Source organism: Hyphococcus sp. (assembly GCF_041986965.1).
Lineage (GTDB): Bacteria > Pseudomonadota > Alphaproteobacteria > Caulobacterales > Parvularculaceae > Hyphococcus.
The window spans coordinates 82,906-100,650 of the sequence record NZ_JBHIXB010000001.1; the positions used below are offsets into that span (position 1 = coordinate 82,906).

16 protein-coding genes are annotated in these 17,745 nt (G+C 52.7%); 6 read left to right on the top strand and 10 right to left on the bottom strand.

The annotated features are described in order from the left end of the window. The first annotated feature begins 405 nt into the window (after window positions 1–405). Window positions 406–1,551, top strand: a complete 1,146-nt coding sequence (locus ACFC5L_RS00395; RefSeq protein WP_375202263.1) for a pyridoxal phosphate-dependent aminotransferase — start codon at window positions 406–408, stop codon at window positions 1,549–1,551. Window positions 1,552–1,681: 130 nt separating this feature from the next. Here ACFC5L_RS00395 and ACFC5L_RS00400 read toward each other — a convergent pair whose 3' ends face one another. The 6 genes from ACFC5L_RS00400 to ACFC5L_RS00425 form a co-directional block, all read right to left on the bottom strand. Continuing rightward, window positions 1,682–2,848, bottom strand: a complete 1,167-nt coding sequence (locus tag ACFC5L_RS00400; RefSeq protein WP_375202262.1) for a hypothetical protein — start codon at window positions 2,846–2,848, stop codon at window positions 1,682–1,684. Window positions 2,849–2,923: 75 nt separating this feature from the next. After that, on the bottom strand, window positions 2,924–3,478 hold the full coding sequence (locus ACFC5L_RS00405; RefSeq protein WP_375202261.1) for a hypothetical protein: 555 nt from the start codon (window positions 3,476–3,478) through the stop codon (window positions 2,924–2,926). A 50-nt stretch (window positions 3,479–3,528) separates the two neighbouring features. After that, window positions 3,529–4,131: a hypothetical protein gene (locus ACFC5L_RS00410; RefSeq protein WP_375202260.1), complete on the bottom strand. Its 603-nt coding sequence runs from the start codon at window positions 4,129–4,131 to the stop codon at window positions 3,529–3,531. A gap of 13 nt (window positions 4,132–4,144) precedes the next feature. Then, window positions 4,145–4,723: a hypothetical protein gene (locus tag ACFC5L_RS00415; RefSeq protein ID WP_375202259.1), complete on the bottom strand. Its 579-nt coding sequence runs from the start codon at window positions 4,721–4,723 to the stop codon at window positions 4,145–4,147. A 102-nt stretch (window positions 4,724–4,825) separates the two neighbouring features. Beyond that, window positions 4,826–5,581 (bottom strand): LytR/AlgR family response regulator transcription factor, encoded by a 756-nt coding sequence (locus ACFC5L_RS00420; protein ID WP_375202258.1) that lies wholly within the window; start codon window positions 5,579–5,581, stop codon window positions 4,826–4,828. Further along, on the bottom strand, window positions 5,578–6,717 hold the full coding sequence (locus tag ACFC5L_RS00425; RefSeq protein WP_375202257.1) for a sensor histidine kinase: 1,140 nt from the start codon (window positions 6,715–6,717) through the stop codon (window positions 5,578–5,580). The genes ACFC5L_RS00420 and ACFC5L_RS00425 overlap by 4 nt, the downstream gene beginning before the upstream one ends. Window positions 6,718–6,862: 145 nt before the next feature. On the opposite strand from ACFC5L_RS00425, the gene ACFC5L_RS00430 reads away from it, so the two are divergent. The 3 genes from ACFC5L_RS00430 (at window position 6,863) to ACFC5L_RS00440 (ending at window position 9,732) form a co-directional block, all read left to right on the top strand. Next, a complete protein-coding gene (locus ACFC5L_RS00430) occupies window positions 6,863–7,144 on the top strand; it encodes a hypothetical protein (RefSeq protein ID WP_375202256.1) in 282 nt (93 codons plus the stop codon). Between the two features lie 14 nt (window positions 7,145–7,158). Further along, on the top strand, window positions 7,159–7,770 hold the full coding sequence (locus tag ACFC5L_RS00435) for a DUF2306 domain-containing protein (protein ID WP_375210730.1): 612 nt from the start codon (window positions 7,159–7,161) through the stop codon (window positions 7,768–7,770). Between the two features lie 114 nt (window positions 7,771–7,884). Continuing rightward, window positions 7,885–9,732 carry a serine hydrolase domain-containing protein gene (locus tag ACFC5L_RS00440; RefSeq protein ID WP_375202254.1) on the top strand — a complete coding sequence of 616 codons (1,848 nt, stop codon included), beginning with the start codon at window positions 7,885–7,887 and terminating at the stop codon, window positions 9,730–9,732. Between the two features lie 48 nt (window positions 9,733–9,780). Here ACFC5L_RS00440 and ACFC5L_RS00445 read toward each other — a convergent pair whose 3' ends face one another. Genes ACFC5L_RS00445 through ACFC5L_RS00455 form a run of 3 tightly spaced genes read right to left on the bottom strand, consistent with a single transcriptional unit; the run spans window position 9,781 to window position 12,624 of the window. After that, window positions 9,781–11,232, bottom strand: a complete 1,452-nt coding sequence (locus ACFC5L_RS00445; RefSeq protein WP_375202253.1) for a serine hydrolase domain-containing protein — start codon at window positions 11,230–11,232, stop codon at window positions 9,781–9,783. Between the two features lie 5 nt (window positions 11,233–11,237). Beyond that, complete coding sequence (locus ACFC5L_RS00450; RefSeq protein WP_375210731.1) at window positions 11,238–11,969, bottom strand: hypothetical protein; 732 nt, start codon at window positions 11,967–11,969, stop codon at window positions 11,238–11,240. After that, the gene (locus ACFC5L_RS00455) at window positions 11,932–12,624 is read right to left on the bottom strand and encodes a hypothetical protein (RefSeq protein WP_375202251.1); all 693 of its coding nucleotides are present in this window, start codon (window positions 12,622–12,624) and stop codon (window positions 11,932–11,934) included. The genes ACFC5L_RS00450 and ACFC5L_RS00455 overlap by 38 nt, the downstream gene beginning before the upstream one ends. Before the next feature lie 181 nt (window positions 12,625–12,805). On the opposite strand from ACFC5L_RS00455, the gene ACFC5L_RS00460 reads away from it, so the two are divergent. Further along, window positions 12,806–14,023, top strand: coding sequence for a winged helix-turn-helix domain-containing protein (locus ACFC5L_RS00460; RefSeq protein ID WP_375202250.1), 1,218 nt, complete (start codon window positions 12,806–12,808; stop codon window positions 14,021–14,023). A 447-nt stretch (window positions 14,024–14,470) separates the two neighbouring features. Here the strand turns inward: ACFC5L_RS00460 and ACFC5L_RS00465 are convergent, their stop codons facing one another. Next, window positions 14,471–14,911: a hypothetical protein gene (locus tag ACFC5L_RS00465; protein ID WP_375202249.1), complete on the bottom strand. Its 441-nt coding sequence runs from the start codon at window positions 14,909–14,911 to the stop codon at window positions 14,471–14,473. A gap of 201 nt (window positions 14,912–15,112) precedes the next feature. On the opposite strand from ACFC5L_RS00465, the gene ACFC5L_RS00470 reads away from it, so the two are divergent. Beyond that, window positions 15,113–17,734 (top strand): helix-turn-helix transcriptional regulator, encoded by a 2,622-nt coding sequence (locus tag ACFC5L_RS00470; protein WP_375202248.1) that lies wholly within the window; start codon window positions 15,113–15,115, stop codon window positions 17,732–17,734. Window positions 17,735–17,745 lie beyond the last annotated feature (11 nt).

The window sequence follows — 17,745 nt, forward strand, 5'->3', positions numbered from 1 at the left end:
TAAGCTTTTTCAAAATCAATAAACCAGGGCAGGAAACACAAACTTGCAGGCGTATGCCGGCCGCAAGACGCCGACGCTTGCCAGGGTGAAGGCCCTGAGTCGAAATTGGGGAAGCAATGTGACGCCTGCATTCGGTTTTTGGCCAGCTCTTTCCGGACCAAACCGTCGCTCCTTTGCGATTGAAATCATTCCTGGCGCGCCGAAGAAACAAGACAAAGCCGCAAACTCAATCACGCCGCCAGGCACGCTGCCAGAGTTATGCGCTGCGGCCGATGTTGTTGCCGAATTGCTCGCCGCCTTATGCACCCCAAGAATCACGCACTCAACACGAGTTTCTCACAATTCTGCACGGCGCGTTTCTCTAGCCGAACCATCCACTTTCCAAGACCAAAGGAGCTTCCAACCATGTCGATAGAACTTTCAAGGCGTCTAATCCTGACAGGAGCCGCCGGAGCAACACTGGCCGGCGCGACCCGGGCCGTCGCAGCGAAAAAAGAAGAAGCGTTTCCGCCTGAAGCGATGCATCTTGACCACGCATTGCTGGGACCGGATGACGGCATCGCCCTTCTTGCCCGCAACGAAAACCCTTACGGCCCTTCAGAATCCGCGCTGCGCATGGTCGAATATGCAGGCAAGAAAGGCGCCTATTATCCCGGGCAAGCCAATATCACCCTTGCGGAAATGATCGCTGAGCGGCACGGCGTCGACCCCCAACAAATCGTCATCACCACCGGTTCAGGCGAAGCCCTATCCGCAATCGCAGTGCTTTACGGGCCGAAAGGGCCTATCGTTGCACCTCGCCTTTTCTGGGACACAACCGCGCTTTACGCCGTGCGCCTCGGCATGGCGGACATCACTCGCATCCCGCTTACAGACGATATGGGCGTTGATCTCGCCGGCATCGAAGCGGCGGTCACCAAGGACACCGGACTGGTGCAACTTTGTAACCCAAACAATCCCACGGGACTTGTTTCCGACGCCAAAACATTCAAGGCCGCAGTAAAACGCATGGCGGACAAAACCACCGTACTGGTCGACGAGGCCTATATGGAGCTCGCCGACGATCCGGAAGGCAACACCTGCGTCGATCTCGTGAAGGCCGGCAAAGACGTTATTGTCTCCCGCACCTTCTCCAAGATCTACGGCATGGCGGGCCTGCGTATCGGCTATACGATCTCTTCCGAAGAGACCGCCGAGAAGATTCGCGGCACGGCGATGTCATGGATAGCAGGAACCGGTCTCGCCGCAGCAATCGGCGCCTACAACGACCACGCGTTTTTGGACTTTTCAAAATCGAAAATCGTTGAAGCCCGGCAAATGGTGATGGACAAAACGGCCTCTCTCGGCATGGAGACTCTCCCGTCACAAACCAATTTTGTCTATTTCAAATCAGGCAAGCCTGCGAATGAAGTGCAGAAGGTGATGGAGAATGAGAAAATAATCGTGCGCGGACAGTATATGGATTACACAGACTGGACACGCGTCTCTATGGGCAAGCTGGAAGATGTAGAACGCTTTTGCAACTTCCTGCCGGAAGCGGTCGGCGCCTAGAGCCGCGCGACCAGATAATCCTCTCAATACAACCACACCAGGCCAAGGCCGGAAAGCTAGCGCCTGGTGTGGGAAGCTCTCAAATTTTCTAACTGACCAAAACGATGAGCGCGATTGGGATTGAGCCAGTTCATTGAGTTGCCTCAACCGGATCACCCGCCACATCAAGGAAACGGCGCCTGATTTCGAGATCATATTCATCAAAGTCATAGACGATCGTTGCATAGCCCCTGCCAGGATGCGCCATCACCTGCTCAGAAGCGTTGACATAACTTGTGCTCATCCTGACGACGCCATCCTGCCTCCAACGGAAAATCTGGCCTGCGTATCCTCGATCGGGCGGAATCCAGACCTCATCATTTTCATTGAGAAAATGGTACGCCAAGCGATTGCCGGCTTCGTTGTAGACTCGCCTGAACCCCATATGCCCCGACAGGGCGACCAAAGGTTCGCCGTTTTCATCCAGATATTTCGCCCGGATCAGATATCCATTTTCATCGTATGAATAATCAATACGTGAAACGCCAGCCGCCCCGCCTCGTCCGGGAGAGTGATCAGCGTTCACAATTCGCCAGAAACGCCGCGTGCGGTCTTCATTGCGAGCAATTTCTATATGATACGACAGACCTTCCGGATTGATCGTTTTTACAAATCCGTCAGGGCCAAAATCGAGTTGCGCTTCTCTGAAAGGAAATTCACCACTGCTCTCAACGATGTTCCCGGCTGCATCGTAATGCGTCTCAATGGCGCTTCCGTTATCACGCCATATCCATTCTGCACGGGCGTAACCGAGACCGCCAAAAACAAGCTCATCATTTTCATCCAGAAATTCTGCACTCGACAATTTACCAGCTTCGTCATGCACGAGCATTACAGACCGAACATTTTCAAAAACCGACTTCGGGTTACCGGCGTTATCGTAATAACGAATGCGCGCGCGCCCACCATCACGGTCAAAAATAACTTTTGAAGCGGGTAAAAATCGGTTGGAGGCGAAGTTTTCGTCTATCGGCTTCGGCGTACCCCCATGGTAATATTGAATTTCCTTAATTTGCTCACAACCGTCATATAAGATGCGAAAGTGAGCGATAGCCTTTGCTTTTTTGGGCGCGACTTCGAAAACGCCTATGATAGGCTCAGCGATAGAACTTATTTCCGCCAGTCTTCTGTAATGTTTCACGCCACCCGCATCATTGGTGCAGTCTTTCGCCTGCGCGCCTCCTCCGGAAAACATGTGCGCGCCCCAGATAACAGCGCATACCCACAACGGCGCTTTTAATTTTCCTGATTGGGTCATTACGCCTGTTCCATTGATAGGTTGCATAAAAACTTTCACTTTCGCACTTGGCGTGTACGCATTCACTTTGAAAGATTACTGTCTTCTCGTCGCCGTGAATGCGAATGTTCTTTCCTGGCAGGAGTTACCATCTTCAGGGCAATAATCCTGAACAAATTCGAAACTGTCTTCGGTGATATTCTTATATGTCAGTCGCGCATATCCGGGCGCACCTTGAAAAAGCTCTCCACGCATTTCGAAAACAAGCCCGTCACTGTCCATCACCTGATTGAGCAACTTCCGATTTCCAAGCGTATTGTTCAAGGCGCCAACGAGCTGATCTGTCTGCGGCTTTACGGAGAATAGTGTAGCTGCAGCATAGAACCGTTTAGGGTCGTCAATATTGAACTTACGCTCCTCGACATAACCTTTTCCTCCCAATATGGATTTCACCGTCATTAGTGCAGAAGATTTCTGAGCGAGCGAACCGTCTTCGTGATAAATGTATGTCGTCAGCGCCCAGTCACCTTCCATGAAGACGAGTTGCTTCAAAACGTCTTCACTTTGCGGCGCCCGGTCATCTTGTGCATGCGCCGCCGACATCTTGAACACAGCACAGAAAATTGCGCACAACATCCCTGTATATTTCACTTTACCCTCTCTAAATCCTCATATCGATTTAGCGTGCCAGAAGCGACACCCTAAAGACGCACCGCCGTCAGACTGAACGGCCCGCGTTCCCAGGTTTTTCCATCATCATGAGATATTTCAGAACGGATACTGAAACTGTTCTCCGTAATGTCGTAATATAATTCGCGAGTGACCCTCTCTCCACGAGCTGTCATTTTTCGACTTGTCACGACCATCTCATGCTTTTTCTCGTTCCAGAAGGACGTAGTTGCGTATAGATTCACGTCCTTCCCCCCGGGATAATAGTTATAACCAGGCCAACTATCTGATTTCGGATCATAAGTGCGGATTTCAGCACCGGTCACGTAAGGTCCGCGCCATTCCTGAAAGACGGCCATACCGTCGACGATCCAGATATTATGCCATTTCGCTTTGTAACTCATCGATTGAGCGTTCTCGCCATGAACAGTCACATCAACATCCCAATCACCGATGACGAATGCAAATTGTCTAAGGTGTTCCGGTCCGTCGGAACTGCGCTCACCGAAAGGGCTGTCCGGATTAGGGGTGGATATTATAGGCGGCAACGCCGGCGAGCGCACTGAAGCGGCAGAAGGACTGGAGCAACTGCACGCAAGCAACGCAAAGGCAATAAATCCAAGTATGGTTGTCATGACACTTTTACGGCTACTGGCGGCTTCTGACAGCGGTCATGCTGTAATCACCGGGCGACCATGTTTCTCCGCTGTCATATGATTTCTCACTATACATTGTAAAAGTATGCTCAGAGATGTCGTGGTAGGTTTCGCGATTAACATACGCGCCCTTGTCATCAGAAAATCCTTCGACCAAAACGATCATCCGGTCACCTTCAACTCTTGCGGTTGCCCTAGTCCACCCTTTGTAAGTCGGATAGATATTATATCCCGACCAACTGTCGGTTTCTGCATCGTAGCTGCGAAATTCCGCTCCCGTCTGATAGGGGCCGCGCCATTCCTGCATGACAACCAGCCCGTCTACGATCCAGACATTGTGCCACCTTGCCTTATATTGGAATTTTTGCGCGCCAGGCGTCCAGATGATGTCCACGTCCCAGTCGCCAATGAGAAAATCATACTGCGCCAGACCCTCCGACGCTTTTGGATTGCGTGCGCCGACAGGAGAGTCCGGGTCAGGCTGGGAGAGAATAGGCGGGCTGTCGCTGGCGCGAAGCCCCATTGCACTCATCATGCCAAAAAGAAGAGCGGATATAACTATTTTGCGCATGATCTATGTCGTGAAAAGTTTTACTTCACGTACGAATTTACCGATTAAAAAAAATGAATGAAATGATTTGGCAGTAACCGGTCCATTCTCTGCAGCGAACCTCTAAACAACCGAATATTTCCGAAGCAAGTTTTGAAAATCTTTTTTGTAACGCCGACTCATTCTTATCGCCAAACCTGAATGCAGCATCACTTGCGCATCCCCGCCGGACACTGACTTCGTCGCAGTGACCTGGGCGATGTTGATAATGTAGGAACGATGAATTTGCACAAACCCAAACTTGGCGAGATCCTTGCTAAAAACCTTTAAGGAGGTTCGCGATAAATATTGCCGGTCGCTGGTGTGAATGGCCGTATAATAGTCTTCAGATTTGAGATATTCGATATCGGACGCCATCAGTAGAATCGTCTGCCCGCGATGTTTGATGCGTATAATTTTCCTGAACTGGTCATCACCTCCCTGAACTTCTGCGCCATCTGACTGGAAACGCCGAAGGATACGATCCACTGCTTCGGTCAACTGCTCTTTATCGAAGGGTTTGACGAGGTAGTCGACGGCGTCAACGCGAAAAGCTTTTGCCGCATACGCATCATAAGCAGTCGTGAACACGACATATGGCCTTTTCACACCATCGCGACCGTCAAATAAATTGAAACCTGTGCCATCAGGAAGCTCAATATCCAGAAACACAATATCAGGTTCGTGAGACTTGAGGCTTTCTTTCGCAGCCTTCAGGGAATCCACTTCAGCGACGACCTTGAGCTCCGGAAATTGTGACAACCAATCGCATAGCAGCGTGCGCGCAGGGCGCTCATCTTCAACGAGCAAAACACGAAGCGGTCTTTGCAAAGTTCTCATCTTGACGTTTTTTGCGCCGTTTCAGGCAATAGTAATACTGCTCGCGCGCCGCCGAGGGGCGACGTTTCGAACGAAAGTTTTGCGGCGACGCCATAGGTAAGGCGAAGCCTATCCCTGACGAGGCCTATGCCAAATCCATCGGACGGCGCATCATCACTAAAGCCCTGGCCATCGTCGTCAATGAAAACGGACAATCCTTCGTTGCAGGCTTGAATTAAAAGAAGAATGCGCCCGCCTTTTTCTGTTTTTACAGCCCCGTGACGTATTGCATTTTCCACAAGCGGCTGGAGGATCATTGGTGGAAGGCTGTAGAGTTCGGCGTCTATCATCGAATTGATCTCAAGGGACAGATTCCTAGCGTAGCGTAATTGTTCCAGAGCCACGTAGTCTTTCAGCCAATTTAGTTCCGCGCTTAAACTATGCTTTTCCACATCGTTGAATTGCAGCGCAGTTCGCAACAGCCGTGAAATGGCAATCAACGCAGAACGCGCCTTCACGACATCAGTCTCCATCAACGCAGAAACCGTATGTAGCGCATTAAAGAGAAAATGCGGTTTGAATTGCTGGTGCAACGCGTCAAGCTTGGTGGAAAAAAGCTCTTTTTCAAGCGCGGCTTTTTCGGCGATCAAGCGGAGTTCGTTTTCAGCTTTTTTCCTATACTCGAAATGGTAGGTCGTCATGAAAACCGTTCCAACGAGGAACCAGTAAAAAACAAACGTCCAGGTAAATTCGAGAAACAATCTGCGGTGCAGCCTCTCGGCGAAAGACGATTCAGTAGGCTCCAGATAGAAGCGCGTGATCGTCGTGACGACCAGAACCGCTACAGCGCAAACAACGCTCAACGGCAAATGAAAAAGCAGAACAGGCTTGACTGAAATGGGAGAGTATCTTCTCGCAGCAGCGATAATCGCCGGAGCAAGCAGCAACCAGGGTAAAAAATCCAGAAAACAGATAAGAATGAGATTCCAATTGCTGAGGGTCGAAGCGCCAGCGTTCAGCAAAATTCTGTAGTTAAAAAACTGGGCGATGACGCATATGGCGAGTATGGTTCCAAAAAGCCAGTAAGGTCGCGTAGCTTCTGGCGCGCCGCGCCTTGCAATAGCGGCTGACTTCTTATGTCCATTCAACAGCGTCATATTGTTTGAGCGCTTTCTCGCATACCAGATATTTTTTAGCCTTTCTCTTTACTGCATTTACGTCGCCGCTTGCTGCATAATGGGAGAAGGCGACTGGTGATTGCAGTACTCATAACTCCGATCAGTCTCCAGGAGAACTGCGTGCATGAAGTTAAGTGTAGCGGCCAGCAATCCGCGCCGCATTTGGCTCCAGAACGTTCTGGCGAAGCTAACTGAATTTATTACCTCCCGAAAAAATGAAGTCGATTCAATACGCAATGCCGATTTTGAAGAGGCAACCACTTACGCTCCTGCCAGTCTTGACATGACCCCTGCGAGTAAACCTTCCTTGCACCGCTTACCTGCTCCAACGACTTTCCAGAAATACTTTGCGGCATACCGCCCAGCCATGAAAGCCACTAGCAAGCATGTTGCGCAGGCGCTCTAGGAAGGTTTCCTGTCATGGCGAAAATCTCCAAGTCTGTTTTCTGGATTATTATTTTTGCGAGCGCTTTATTCATCGCCATTCAGTCAAGCGCCTACATATATGCTCCCCTGTCCGAAGTACGGCTAAAGCCTGACGACGGCGAGGCGCTTGCTTTCCGCTTGCACGGTCTTGGCGGTATTCTCGCGCTTGTTTTCGGCCCGCTCCAGTTCATCGGCTATCTTCGTAAAAACCATGCCATAGTCCATCACTGGATCGGCGGGCTTTACGTCGTTGCCGTCGCCATCGGCGCGACAGGCGCCGTCATCATGGCGGCGAATCCTATCGGCAACGAAGCAAATTCATTTGCTTTTTACATGCTTGCGGCCTTGTGGGTGTTATCAACCGCTCAAGGGTTTCGCTTTGCACTTCAGAGAAATTTCACAGAACATAAAAAATGGATGCTGCGGTCTTACGCTTTGACTTTTGCAGCGGTGACGCTGCGGTTCGGTATCGGCGGGTTGATTTTCGGCCTCTCTTTCCCTGAGGCGGCTGCCTACACTGTTGTTGCATGGGCGTCTTGGACGATAAATCTGATTATTCTGGAATGGTTTCTTCTTCCTGCGCTGATGCGTCGTTCCGCGAAGTGAACAACAATAGCGCTTGTTCACTGCAACTGTTTACCCGCTCACTGCAAAAACCTACTGACCTCCGCCGCAATCTTTAAGCTTCGCCTGAAGTATCAGTATGGGTGGGGCGACAACATGAGACGAGAGAGTTTAGCGACGAGCCTATCGGCGCCAGCGAGCGGGTTTGAGAAGACGGCAAGACGTTTTGTCGCCAGACGGCAGTCGTTTTCGCACAAGGGCGAACAGGAAGTATTCGGCGCCGACAGGAAGCACGCACTCTGCGCAGCCCTTATCGCAACGCTTTGCGTCGCCTGCTCAGGCGGCGGCCAGAGCAGCGTCCCAGCGCCGGCGCCGAGCCCTACGCCAACGCCTCAGGGAACGATCGAGGTTTCCGACCTGACAGGCTCGTCGACGCCAGGCCTCGTCAAGATGTCGGAGCTTGCAGCCCCTTCAAACGCCATGGCGGCGTTTACGCCGTTCAGCGGCACAATCGCTTTCAGACAAACCCGCATCACGGCCAATTTCGGAGAAGAGTTCGACGGCTCATACGGGACACTCAACTTTCCCGGCTTTTCCGTTCAACTGCTGTCCGATGGCGATGATCTCATCCCCGTGCAGCGCGGTCTGATTTCGACATGGGGGAGCGGCGCCAGCTATTGGGACGTTATTGTCGGCGCAGGAAAGATATGGGTCGAGAACGGCGACCAGAACTGGAACCGCGCCTCCATTCCGCTCACGCTCGCCTCAAGGCGGACAGGGCAGGCGCGCAATTGCATCGCGCTTTTCCTTTTTGACATGACGCGCGTCAGCAAGAGCTATGTTCAGTGCAGCCAGGAGTCCTCGCCCGTTGATGTTTTCAATCCCGGAGACATGCGCGCGCTGGTTCCACTGAGCTACAAGCCGTCGACCATCGCCGATGAAGCGAAAGCCTTGTCCGACTATCAGGCGGAAATATCCGACCGCCTGCCAACACAAGCCTGGTCGGCTATTGATGATGCGAATGGATCCCTGATGGCGACTTTCAATACGGGCGCCATACCCTTGAATGAGCAGTCCTATGGCGGGCTTTTATATCAGGGCGTTCTTTATGAACAGACGCGGCGGACCCGTCATGGACCCTATCCCTATCCGAAAGACATGCGGTACGGGGCTTTTTCTGTAACAAAATCGATGAGCGGCGCGCTCTCACTCCTCTATCTCGCAGAAAGATACGGCGAGAGTATCTTCGATGCAAAGATCACCGATTATGCGCCGGCGCTTGCAACGCATCCCGGCTGGCAAGGCGTTACGTTCGAACATGCGCTGAACATGGTCACCGGCCTCGTCACCGATGATAGATATCAATATATCGGTCCCTTTCAGGACGCCGAGAGCGCCGATCAAGGCCTCGCGGTGATCGCGGGATATGACGATGCCCCTCCCGCCCCAGGCGCCGCGTTCCGATATTCTTCGCTACACACCTTCACGCTTTCATACGCCATGCAAGAATATGTGAAGACGAAAGAAGGCGCGAATGTGAATTACTGGGACCTCGTTGAAGAAAATGTGCTGGAGCCGATTGGCGTCTATCATTTTCCCATCCAGAAGACCCTTGAGCCGGGCGGCGCAGACGGCATCCCCACCCTTGGCTGGGGCGCTTTTCCCACCGCCGATGACGTGGCGAAGATCGCCCTCCTGTTCCAAAACGAAGGAGAACATAACGGCGCACAAGTGCTTCACCGCGCGCGCACAAGAGATGCGCTCAGCAAAACTTCCTGGCCAGGTTATATCGTAAATGGCGAGATCGATTACAAAAACAGTTTTTGGACGACCGATCGCGTCGTGAACGGTTGCTCCCTGACCGCCTCCTATATGGAGGGACACGGAGGAAACTATGCGGTGCTGTTGCCGAGTGGCGTCGTTGCGCTGAGATTCATGGATCGAAACGATTACAATATCACGCCGCTGGTGCAGGCCGCAGAAGAAGTTAAGTCATCCTGCTAATCTTTCGAGCCGCAGACTGCATGCGCGCAATTGGGTCCTAGGGTGACTTTATGGCGAGGTCAGAACCTGCACTTGCGCCTCGAACCGACGCGATGAGCCGATGACCGTCGAAAGCTTCTCCTCCTTCTCGTCATATGTCACATCGATAACGCCCAGTGGCGTCGCCACGGCGAGAATCATTTTGTCTTCGCGACGCTCTAACGCAACAACGCGAAAATCCCTCCCGCCATTGGGCGCATACTCGCCAAGATAATCGGCAAAGGCGCCGGATAGGGTCAGAACCCCGCGACAAACCCCATCGATATAATCGAGCCGCACCGATCCGGATGTTTCCGCTCCGTCAAAGACACCACTGAAAAACTTTGCGCCGGCAGGACAGGCGCCGGGAGACTGAATGGGCGACCCCGACAAAAAGAGCGAAGCAATCATGTAGGCTGTCCGTTCGATCTGCGAAGTCCAACGCGCATTCGACAGCACCGCGACACTGGCGCCGTCGTCGGGATAGATCAGCGCCACGCTTCGCGCGCCGGGCGTCACCCCGGCATGATGCGCGATTCGTCGCCCGGCATAGTCGGCGCCGATGCGCCAGCCAAATCCCACGCGGTAGTCATATCGCCCGACCGTTTCGCCGGCGGCGGTAAGCGTCGGCGTCAACACAAACTCAAGAGTATCGCGGGCGATCAACTCGCCATTAAAGACGGCCGATCCGAACGCCGCCAGATCGCTGGCGGTGCCGCGCATGCCGGCGCCGCCCCAGCTATAGCTATAATCATGCGCAGATAGTTCATAAGCGCCGCCGCCCGATACTTCATACATTTTCGTCAGGGCCGAATTTTCAACAGTGACATCCTCAGGGCCGATTTCGTCAACGCCTGCAGGCGCAAGCAATACATCATGCACGTAGTCCAGATACTGTTTACCCGACGCGCCCTCTATGACGGCGCTAAGCAGCGTATATCCGTATGATGAATAATTATAGCCTTCACCTGGCGGAAACAATAACGCCCTATCTTTGAAAATATCGAGAGCATCAGCAACACTGTCAAAATGCACTATGCCGCGCCCGGCGTCCTCAGCCTGATAATGCGGAATACCCGACATGTGAGCGGCCAGTTGTCTTGCCGTCATGTCACGCCCCGTAGGGGGATAATCAGGCACATAGTCCGTTACAGGCGCGTCGATATCGAGCATTCCTTCTTCATACAGTTTCGCCGCCGCGGTTGCTGCAAACGTCTTCGAAACGCTGGCGAAGCGAAATTGCGTCTCCGTTGTCACCGGAACATTCGCTTCAATATCGCGAAGGCCTATACCGATATTCCATTGCTGTTCCCCGTCGACCTCGACCGCAAACGACATGCCGGGAACGCCGTTTGCATCCAATAGCCCTTCGACGAGATACTCGCCTGCTGTTATGGACCATTCATCCTTTGCGGATGCTGACGCGCAGGAGGAGAGAATAGCGGCGCTCGCCGCCGCAGTGAATAATTGATGCATGTTCATAGGGCTCAATCAAAAGGCGTCATGTCGGCGTAAAAAAGCTGACGCCCGCTCTCAATGCCGGCATCGCCATAGCTAACGCGCTCAACCGCCCAGGCTTGACGATTGTTGTCAGAGAGCTTGCCGTTCAGCCCCAGCCGGCGCGTTTCAACCAGCCTCGCCTCTGTGTCGTAGGAATATTCTATGACAGCGGCGCCATAATCTTTTCTGGCGACTGGGCTCTCATTTGCATCGAAATAACTGACGGAAGTTCGATTGCCTTTGTCATCATAGGTCATGCTGAAGCCATGGGCGCCCATCCGCTTGTGGATTGCAGGCGTTTTCTTATCCACACCAAAAAATCGAATTTCGGTGTTATAACGCCCTGATTTATCCCAGGTCAGGCGATATCCATGATATTCAAGCTGCTCATTGACGCCGGGACCGCCAAACTCATCGCCAGACCAACGGGCGACTAAATTCCCGTAACTGTCATACTGGTTTTCCGTTTCACCCCAGCCATAAGCGCTGCGCATGCGCTCGCCGTTTTCGTCTTCATAATACGAACGGATGACATATCCGTTCGAATCAAACTCGCGGATGCCACGGGCGACGCCCGGCGAGTTTCCTTTCACGCGCTGTTCGCGCTCATCATAAACATTCCAGGCGCGCATATCGCCATCGGCTTCATACTCAAGCTTGTCCTGCGCCGCATTCATGGCGTTATTCACGAGGACGTTCTCTGTCCCGTAATTTTCCATGAGCGCCAGCCAGCCAGCCAGCCGGGCCGTAATGCAGGCGCAGACGCATAAACGGAAGATTAGGCCTTTTGGGAACAACTTCGCCGGCAAGATTGAAGTGATCCTCAATGACCAGGCCATCCTTTTCGATGACCCAGACATATTCAGCGATGCCCCAACTATTTTCGATGCGTTCCCCGTCCGAATTGTAAAACGTCAACCGTTGGCGATAGCCGAGATGGTCAAGCTCGTAGACCTCCCGGAACACCCCCCTCATTTTGGCGGGGTTACCATGCTCATCAAAGAAGCGGCGGGTCTCGCGCCCTTCTTCGTAAAAGATATCAACACGCGGGGTCTGAAAAAAGAAATTATCCGTATGGTCGTTCAACGGACGCGGCGTATCGCCTAACAGAAACGTAACCCGGATCGGCCTGCCCTCGCCGTCATACTCAAAGCGGAAGTGATTTTGCGCCATGGCCTTGGCACGCATGATCGGGTGAACGCCCCTCAGATCTGCAAATGGCGATTCCCGGAAAGGTAGCGCTGTAAAATACGCCGTGCTGACAGCCTCTTCCGAAACCTTTAGCTTCTCAGGCTGGGCTAAAGCGACAGGTGATGACACAACAAGAGCGCCCGCAATCAGGCAGAATGCTGCACGATGGAGGTTTTTAACCACATCAGATCCTCTCTTGCAGAACGCTATATGGCCAGCCCACAGGACTCTTAATTGACCCCATAGAGGCTTGCTTTATCTTGGCAGGATGGACGTTTCCGGCTGGCGGGACACGTAAATTACCGTGAAGAGAAGGTGAATTTTAGTGAAACCGGCGACGGAATACCTTCAATCATCAAGGCGCATGCCCAAAAATGACAAGCAGAGCTTGCTCGAGCTCAACAATGATCGCAGCGAGGCGTATTGGGCGGGCGCTCCTATCGAACTGCCGGAATTGTCTTTCCAGTTTCTTGCCAGCCTCGCCTCACGAGGCGTGCAGCCAACCACTTACGACGATCTAATGAAAGAGGTCTGGTCGGGGCAGGCGATCACCCAGGATACCATCAAACAGCGCGTCAAACTTGTTCGCGAGGCGCTGGTTAAAGCTGGCGCCGAGAAAGACGTCATTCAGACCATAAGGGGGGTCGGCTATCGGCTGGTTTTGCCCGAGCCTCAAACGCGCGTCTTTTGGATTCCCAAGCGATATATCGCTGGCGCCCTGCTTCTGGCGCTTCTTACCGCTTCAGCGCTGCTGCTGTTTCGGTCACCATCCGATACGTCCGAACCGGCAATCGCCGTTATGCCGCTGCCGGTGATAGGAGCGCAAGCCGAAGCTGGCTCTGCCAGCGTGATCGACGCGGAACTGCTTTCTGCTTTGGGCCGTCTACAGGGAATACACCTTGTCTCAGGGCAAACAATGGCGGCCCTTTCCGATGTCAGGGCGCGGGATATCTATCATGAGACAAAAGCGTCAGTTCTGGTTGAAGGGTCATTTCGATTTGAAGGCGAAACAGAAATCATCGACTTGCGGGGCGTCGATGCGCAAAGCGAGATTATAGTCTGGTCTTATCGTTACGTTCCCGACCCGTCCGCCCCTCCCGGCGCTGCGCGCCGTATCGCGCAACATGCAAGCCGGTATTTACAGGACGCCGCCCTTATGACTCAGCTTGCCAACGCCCGCGTCGGCGGGTCAAGAAACATGGCCGCCCGCACGGATTTTCTGAATGCGCTTGCCCCCTTTTACGCAGGAGACGAAGAAGGCTTGTTGAAAGCGCGCGAGCTTTTGATCGCTTCCGTGGAAAAAGATGAAACGTTTTCAACGGCGCAGGCGCGCCTTGCGGAAGTATACGCCCGTCTCGCCCTTCGTTTCGATGATGAAAGCGCCGCAGGACCGGCAATTAAACATGCGGAGCTTGCGCTGAACCAAACCCCTGATTCAGCGCTGGCGCATTATTCTTATGGCCTTGCGCTTTTTGCGGACGGTGAAAACGAGCGCGCGCTTGAAGAGCTGTCTGTCGCAGTAGAGACATTGCCCTTTGCAGAGCGGGATTTGATCGCTATTCAGAACCGCTCAAAAAAGTAATCAACAAGAATAGCCTCCTCAAAAGCTTACCAGGTCGGCTGAGGCGCCAAGCCTTTGAGCCCCTCGATTGCCAGCGCAATCCAAAAATCAAAGAAAAGAATAAAACCAACAAAACGCCGGTCTTGAAAAAATGGTGGGCGCGACTGGGATTGAACCAGTGACCCCTACGGTGTGAACGTAGATGTAATTGTGATTATCTATTACATTTCAATTTATTACAGCATCTAAAATTGAAATGCGCTAGTTTTGTTGGCTCATGTTTGGCAGATCAGCGCTATTGAACTCTTTGCTATCGAGACGTGCGACACCAGTCCGATTATATTCTGCGACCTACTATAAACCACTTCGCTTAAGCATGCTGGACGCCATAAATCTTCTGCGAGGATTACGCGCCGTGATTTAGGATAGCCATCGCAGACATTGCGCATTAGCCGAAAAACTCGCCCCTCAGTTTGGCAGCACCGGATCGTCAGGATCCCAGACAGTGACCATGACAGTACAGCCGTCGCCACTTCCACTACAGATGATTTCGTCCCCCTGCTTTTCACCCTTCATCTTGATTGCCTTCTTTGCAGCAGCATATTCAGTTTGCGGAGCCCGAAAGTCGCTCTCCAAGATAAGCTCAATCAGCGATGCGCTATCGATCTTGCATTCTTTGTCATCGCGCCGATCAGGCTCAATGCCGACGATAGAAAAAACGCCTCGCCCAGGCACATTGAGCTTAAGGCCTTCACGGCGATTGAAGTCACTGGCGCTGATATACGGCCCGGCATCCCGACCTTTCGCCTGCGCCGATATCGTTGGGCTCACAGCATAGAGGCACATGAACACTATGCTGGCGCAGAACAATTTTTTCACGTTTGGGCGTTTTACGATTGGGTTCGGCATAGGAACCATCCCTTGATTATCACAATTGCACGCTATGCCTTTCGAAGCGGATGGTGATGAGGGCTACACCCATATTTGGCGCAGGCTATGCCTATTTTTCACTCAACTACATTCACCCATTCACAAATCTTGCCTAGCCAATACATCTTGGTAAGGTCTTTGCCCGGCAACATTTTCCTCGACTGAGTTAGGCGCTACATTATGCTGCTAGAGCGCGACAATGAGTTCACCACATTGAATCATTGTCTTGACCAAGCGATGAACGGGCGCGGCTCGGTCGTCTTGGTCTCCGGTGAAGCCGGCGTCGGAAAAACTTCTCTGTTGCGCGCTTTCGCCGATCAACACAGCGAAGCGAAAATCTGTTGGGGAATGTGCGACGCCTTATACACCCCCCAGACACTAGGCCCGATTTACGATATCGCTATTTCTCTTTGCGAAAGAACGCGCACCTTGGCCGAAAGCGGGGCGAATTCAGCGGCGCTGTTTCCAGCACTGCTTTCAGAACTCAGCAAGCCAGTTCCGCAAATTCTTGTCATTGAGGATATTCACTGGGCGGATTACGCCACCTTGGACTTCGTCAAATATATCGCCCGGCGCATACCCGTACTGAATACGGTTTTGATCGCATCCTTTCGAGATGACGAGATCGACCATACGCATCCTGTTCAAGCCGTGTTTGGCGACCTGCAGTCACGCCAGATCACCCGCATCAATATCTCACCGCTTTCGCGATTGGCAGTTGAAACACTAAACACATCCGCACTCTATGACACCAATCATTTGATGAAAGTAACGGGCGGAAACCCCTTTTTTCTTTCAGAACTATTGGCCTTTCCGTCCGAAGACATCCGAAGCGTTCCCATCTCCATCAAGGAAACTGTAAATGCGCGGCTAAACCGCCTTACAGAAGCTGAACGAGACTTCGTGGAATTCGTGAGCATTATTCCAGGCGCAATCGACCTGGACATAGTCGCAGCTTGCATGCCAGATGCCGAAATGCTGGCCATGGCGTGCGTCGGCCGAAACATCTTGAAACTCGACGCAGATGGCGCGCTGCGCTTTCGCCATGAACTTGCAAGGCTGGCGACCCTTTCCCGCCTCTCTTCAGGAAAATTACGCAGGCACCATGCAGCGTTGCTGGCGCAGCTTACAAGAGGGTCCGACACAAGGTTTGCTTCACAGATCGTTCATCATGCTGAGGGCGCCGGCGACGCCAAGGCTGTGTTGAAGTACGCCCCGGCCGCCGCAGATCAGGCATCGACAGCCGGATCGCATCGCGAAGCGGCGGCGCATCTGGAGACGGCGCTGAAATTCGTTGATAACGCGGAGCCGGAACAAGCCGCCTTGTTATATGAAAAATGGGCCTACGAAGCCGGCCTTTCCCTTCGCATTGACGAAGATGTCATTGAAGCGCGTCGCCATGCAATAACACTTTGGCGCGCGCTGGGGCGCATGGAAAAAGTCGGCGACAATCTGCGCTGGCTCTCCCGTCTGCTATGGTATCAAGGCGAGGCGGTACAAGCGAACCGTTACGCAGACGAGGCTGTACGTATTCTCGAAAACACCTCGCCATCGCGTGAAAAGGCGCTGGCCCTTAGCCTGCGCTCGCAGATTCACATGCTCAACGGACGAATGGATGATGCAATTTTATGGGGACAAAAAGCGCTGAAAGCGGCTGACGCCATCGATGGCCCTGACATTGAGGCTCACGCCCTGAACAATATCGGAACCGCCAAGATTTTTCGCGGCGACCGGAGCGGCTTGAAAGATCTGGAAAAGAGCCTTTCCCTCGCCAAGGCTCATGACCTCCATGAAGACGCCGCGCGCGTTTATACAAATCTTGCAGAATACGCCGTCGAATTCCGGGAGTTCGACTTGGCTCAGCGTGTCTTAAATGAAGGCATTGTTTTCGATACTAAGCATGATCTTGATTCATGGACGTTCTATCTTGTCGGACGCCTCGCCCAACTGCGTCTTGAGGAGGCCCGCTTTGACGAAGCTATTGCGATCGCAAACAGCGTTCTTTCACGAAAAGATCAAACACTGCTGATGCGCCTGCCGGCGAAAATTGTTCTCGCCAAAGCCCAGCTCCGTCTTGGAGATGACAATGCCCAGCAATCTCTTGATGACGCGCTCGAACACGCGCTGCAGACAGATGAAATTCAGTACATAGCTCCGCTTCGCATCGCTTGCATCGAACAGGCATGGCTTAACAACCGGCATGATGTCGCCGCTGCGCATATTGACGCCTTGGAGCCGGATATTTCCCAAACTGTCAGCGAATGGGTTTATAGTGAGTTCGTCTTCTGGAGCGCAAAATGCGGATATGAAGTCCCGCTATCGCCTGAAAAAGAATTACCATCGCCATACGCGCCTTACTTTGAAGGCGATGCGGCAGCGGCCGCTCAGCGTTTCATGGACCTGGGATCGAGCTATTTCGCCGCCGCGCTTTTGAGTGAAGAAATATCGGAAGAGAGCTTAAAATCGGGATATGCGCTGTCAAAAAAAATACAGGCTGTTCCCCTCATGATGAAGATTCGAGCCGCGGCGCTTAATGCAGGTTTTGACGCAAAACACTTCAAAACTCCGCGCGGGCCTTATCGCGCGGCACGCTCCCATCCCCTTGGGCTTACGAAAAAAGAACAGGAAATTCTTCTCCTGATGGTGGACGGCACGAACAATCAGGACATCGCAGATCAGCTATCACGCTCAAAACGCACAGTGGAACATCATATTTCGTCCATATTTTCAAAACTGGACGTATCTAACCGAATTGACGTTTTACTGCGCGTTCAGAGTGAACCTTGGATACTAAGACGCTAACCCTCTTACAC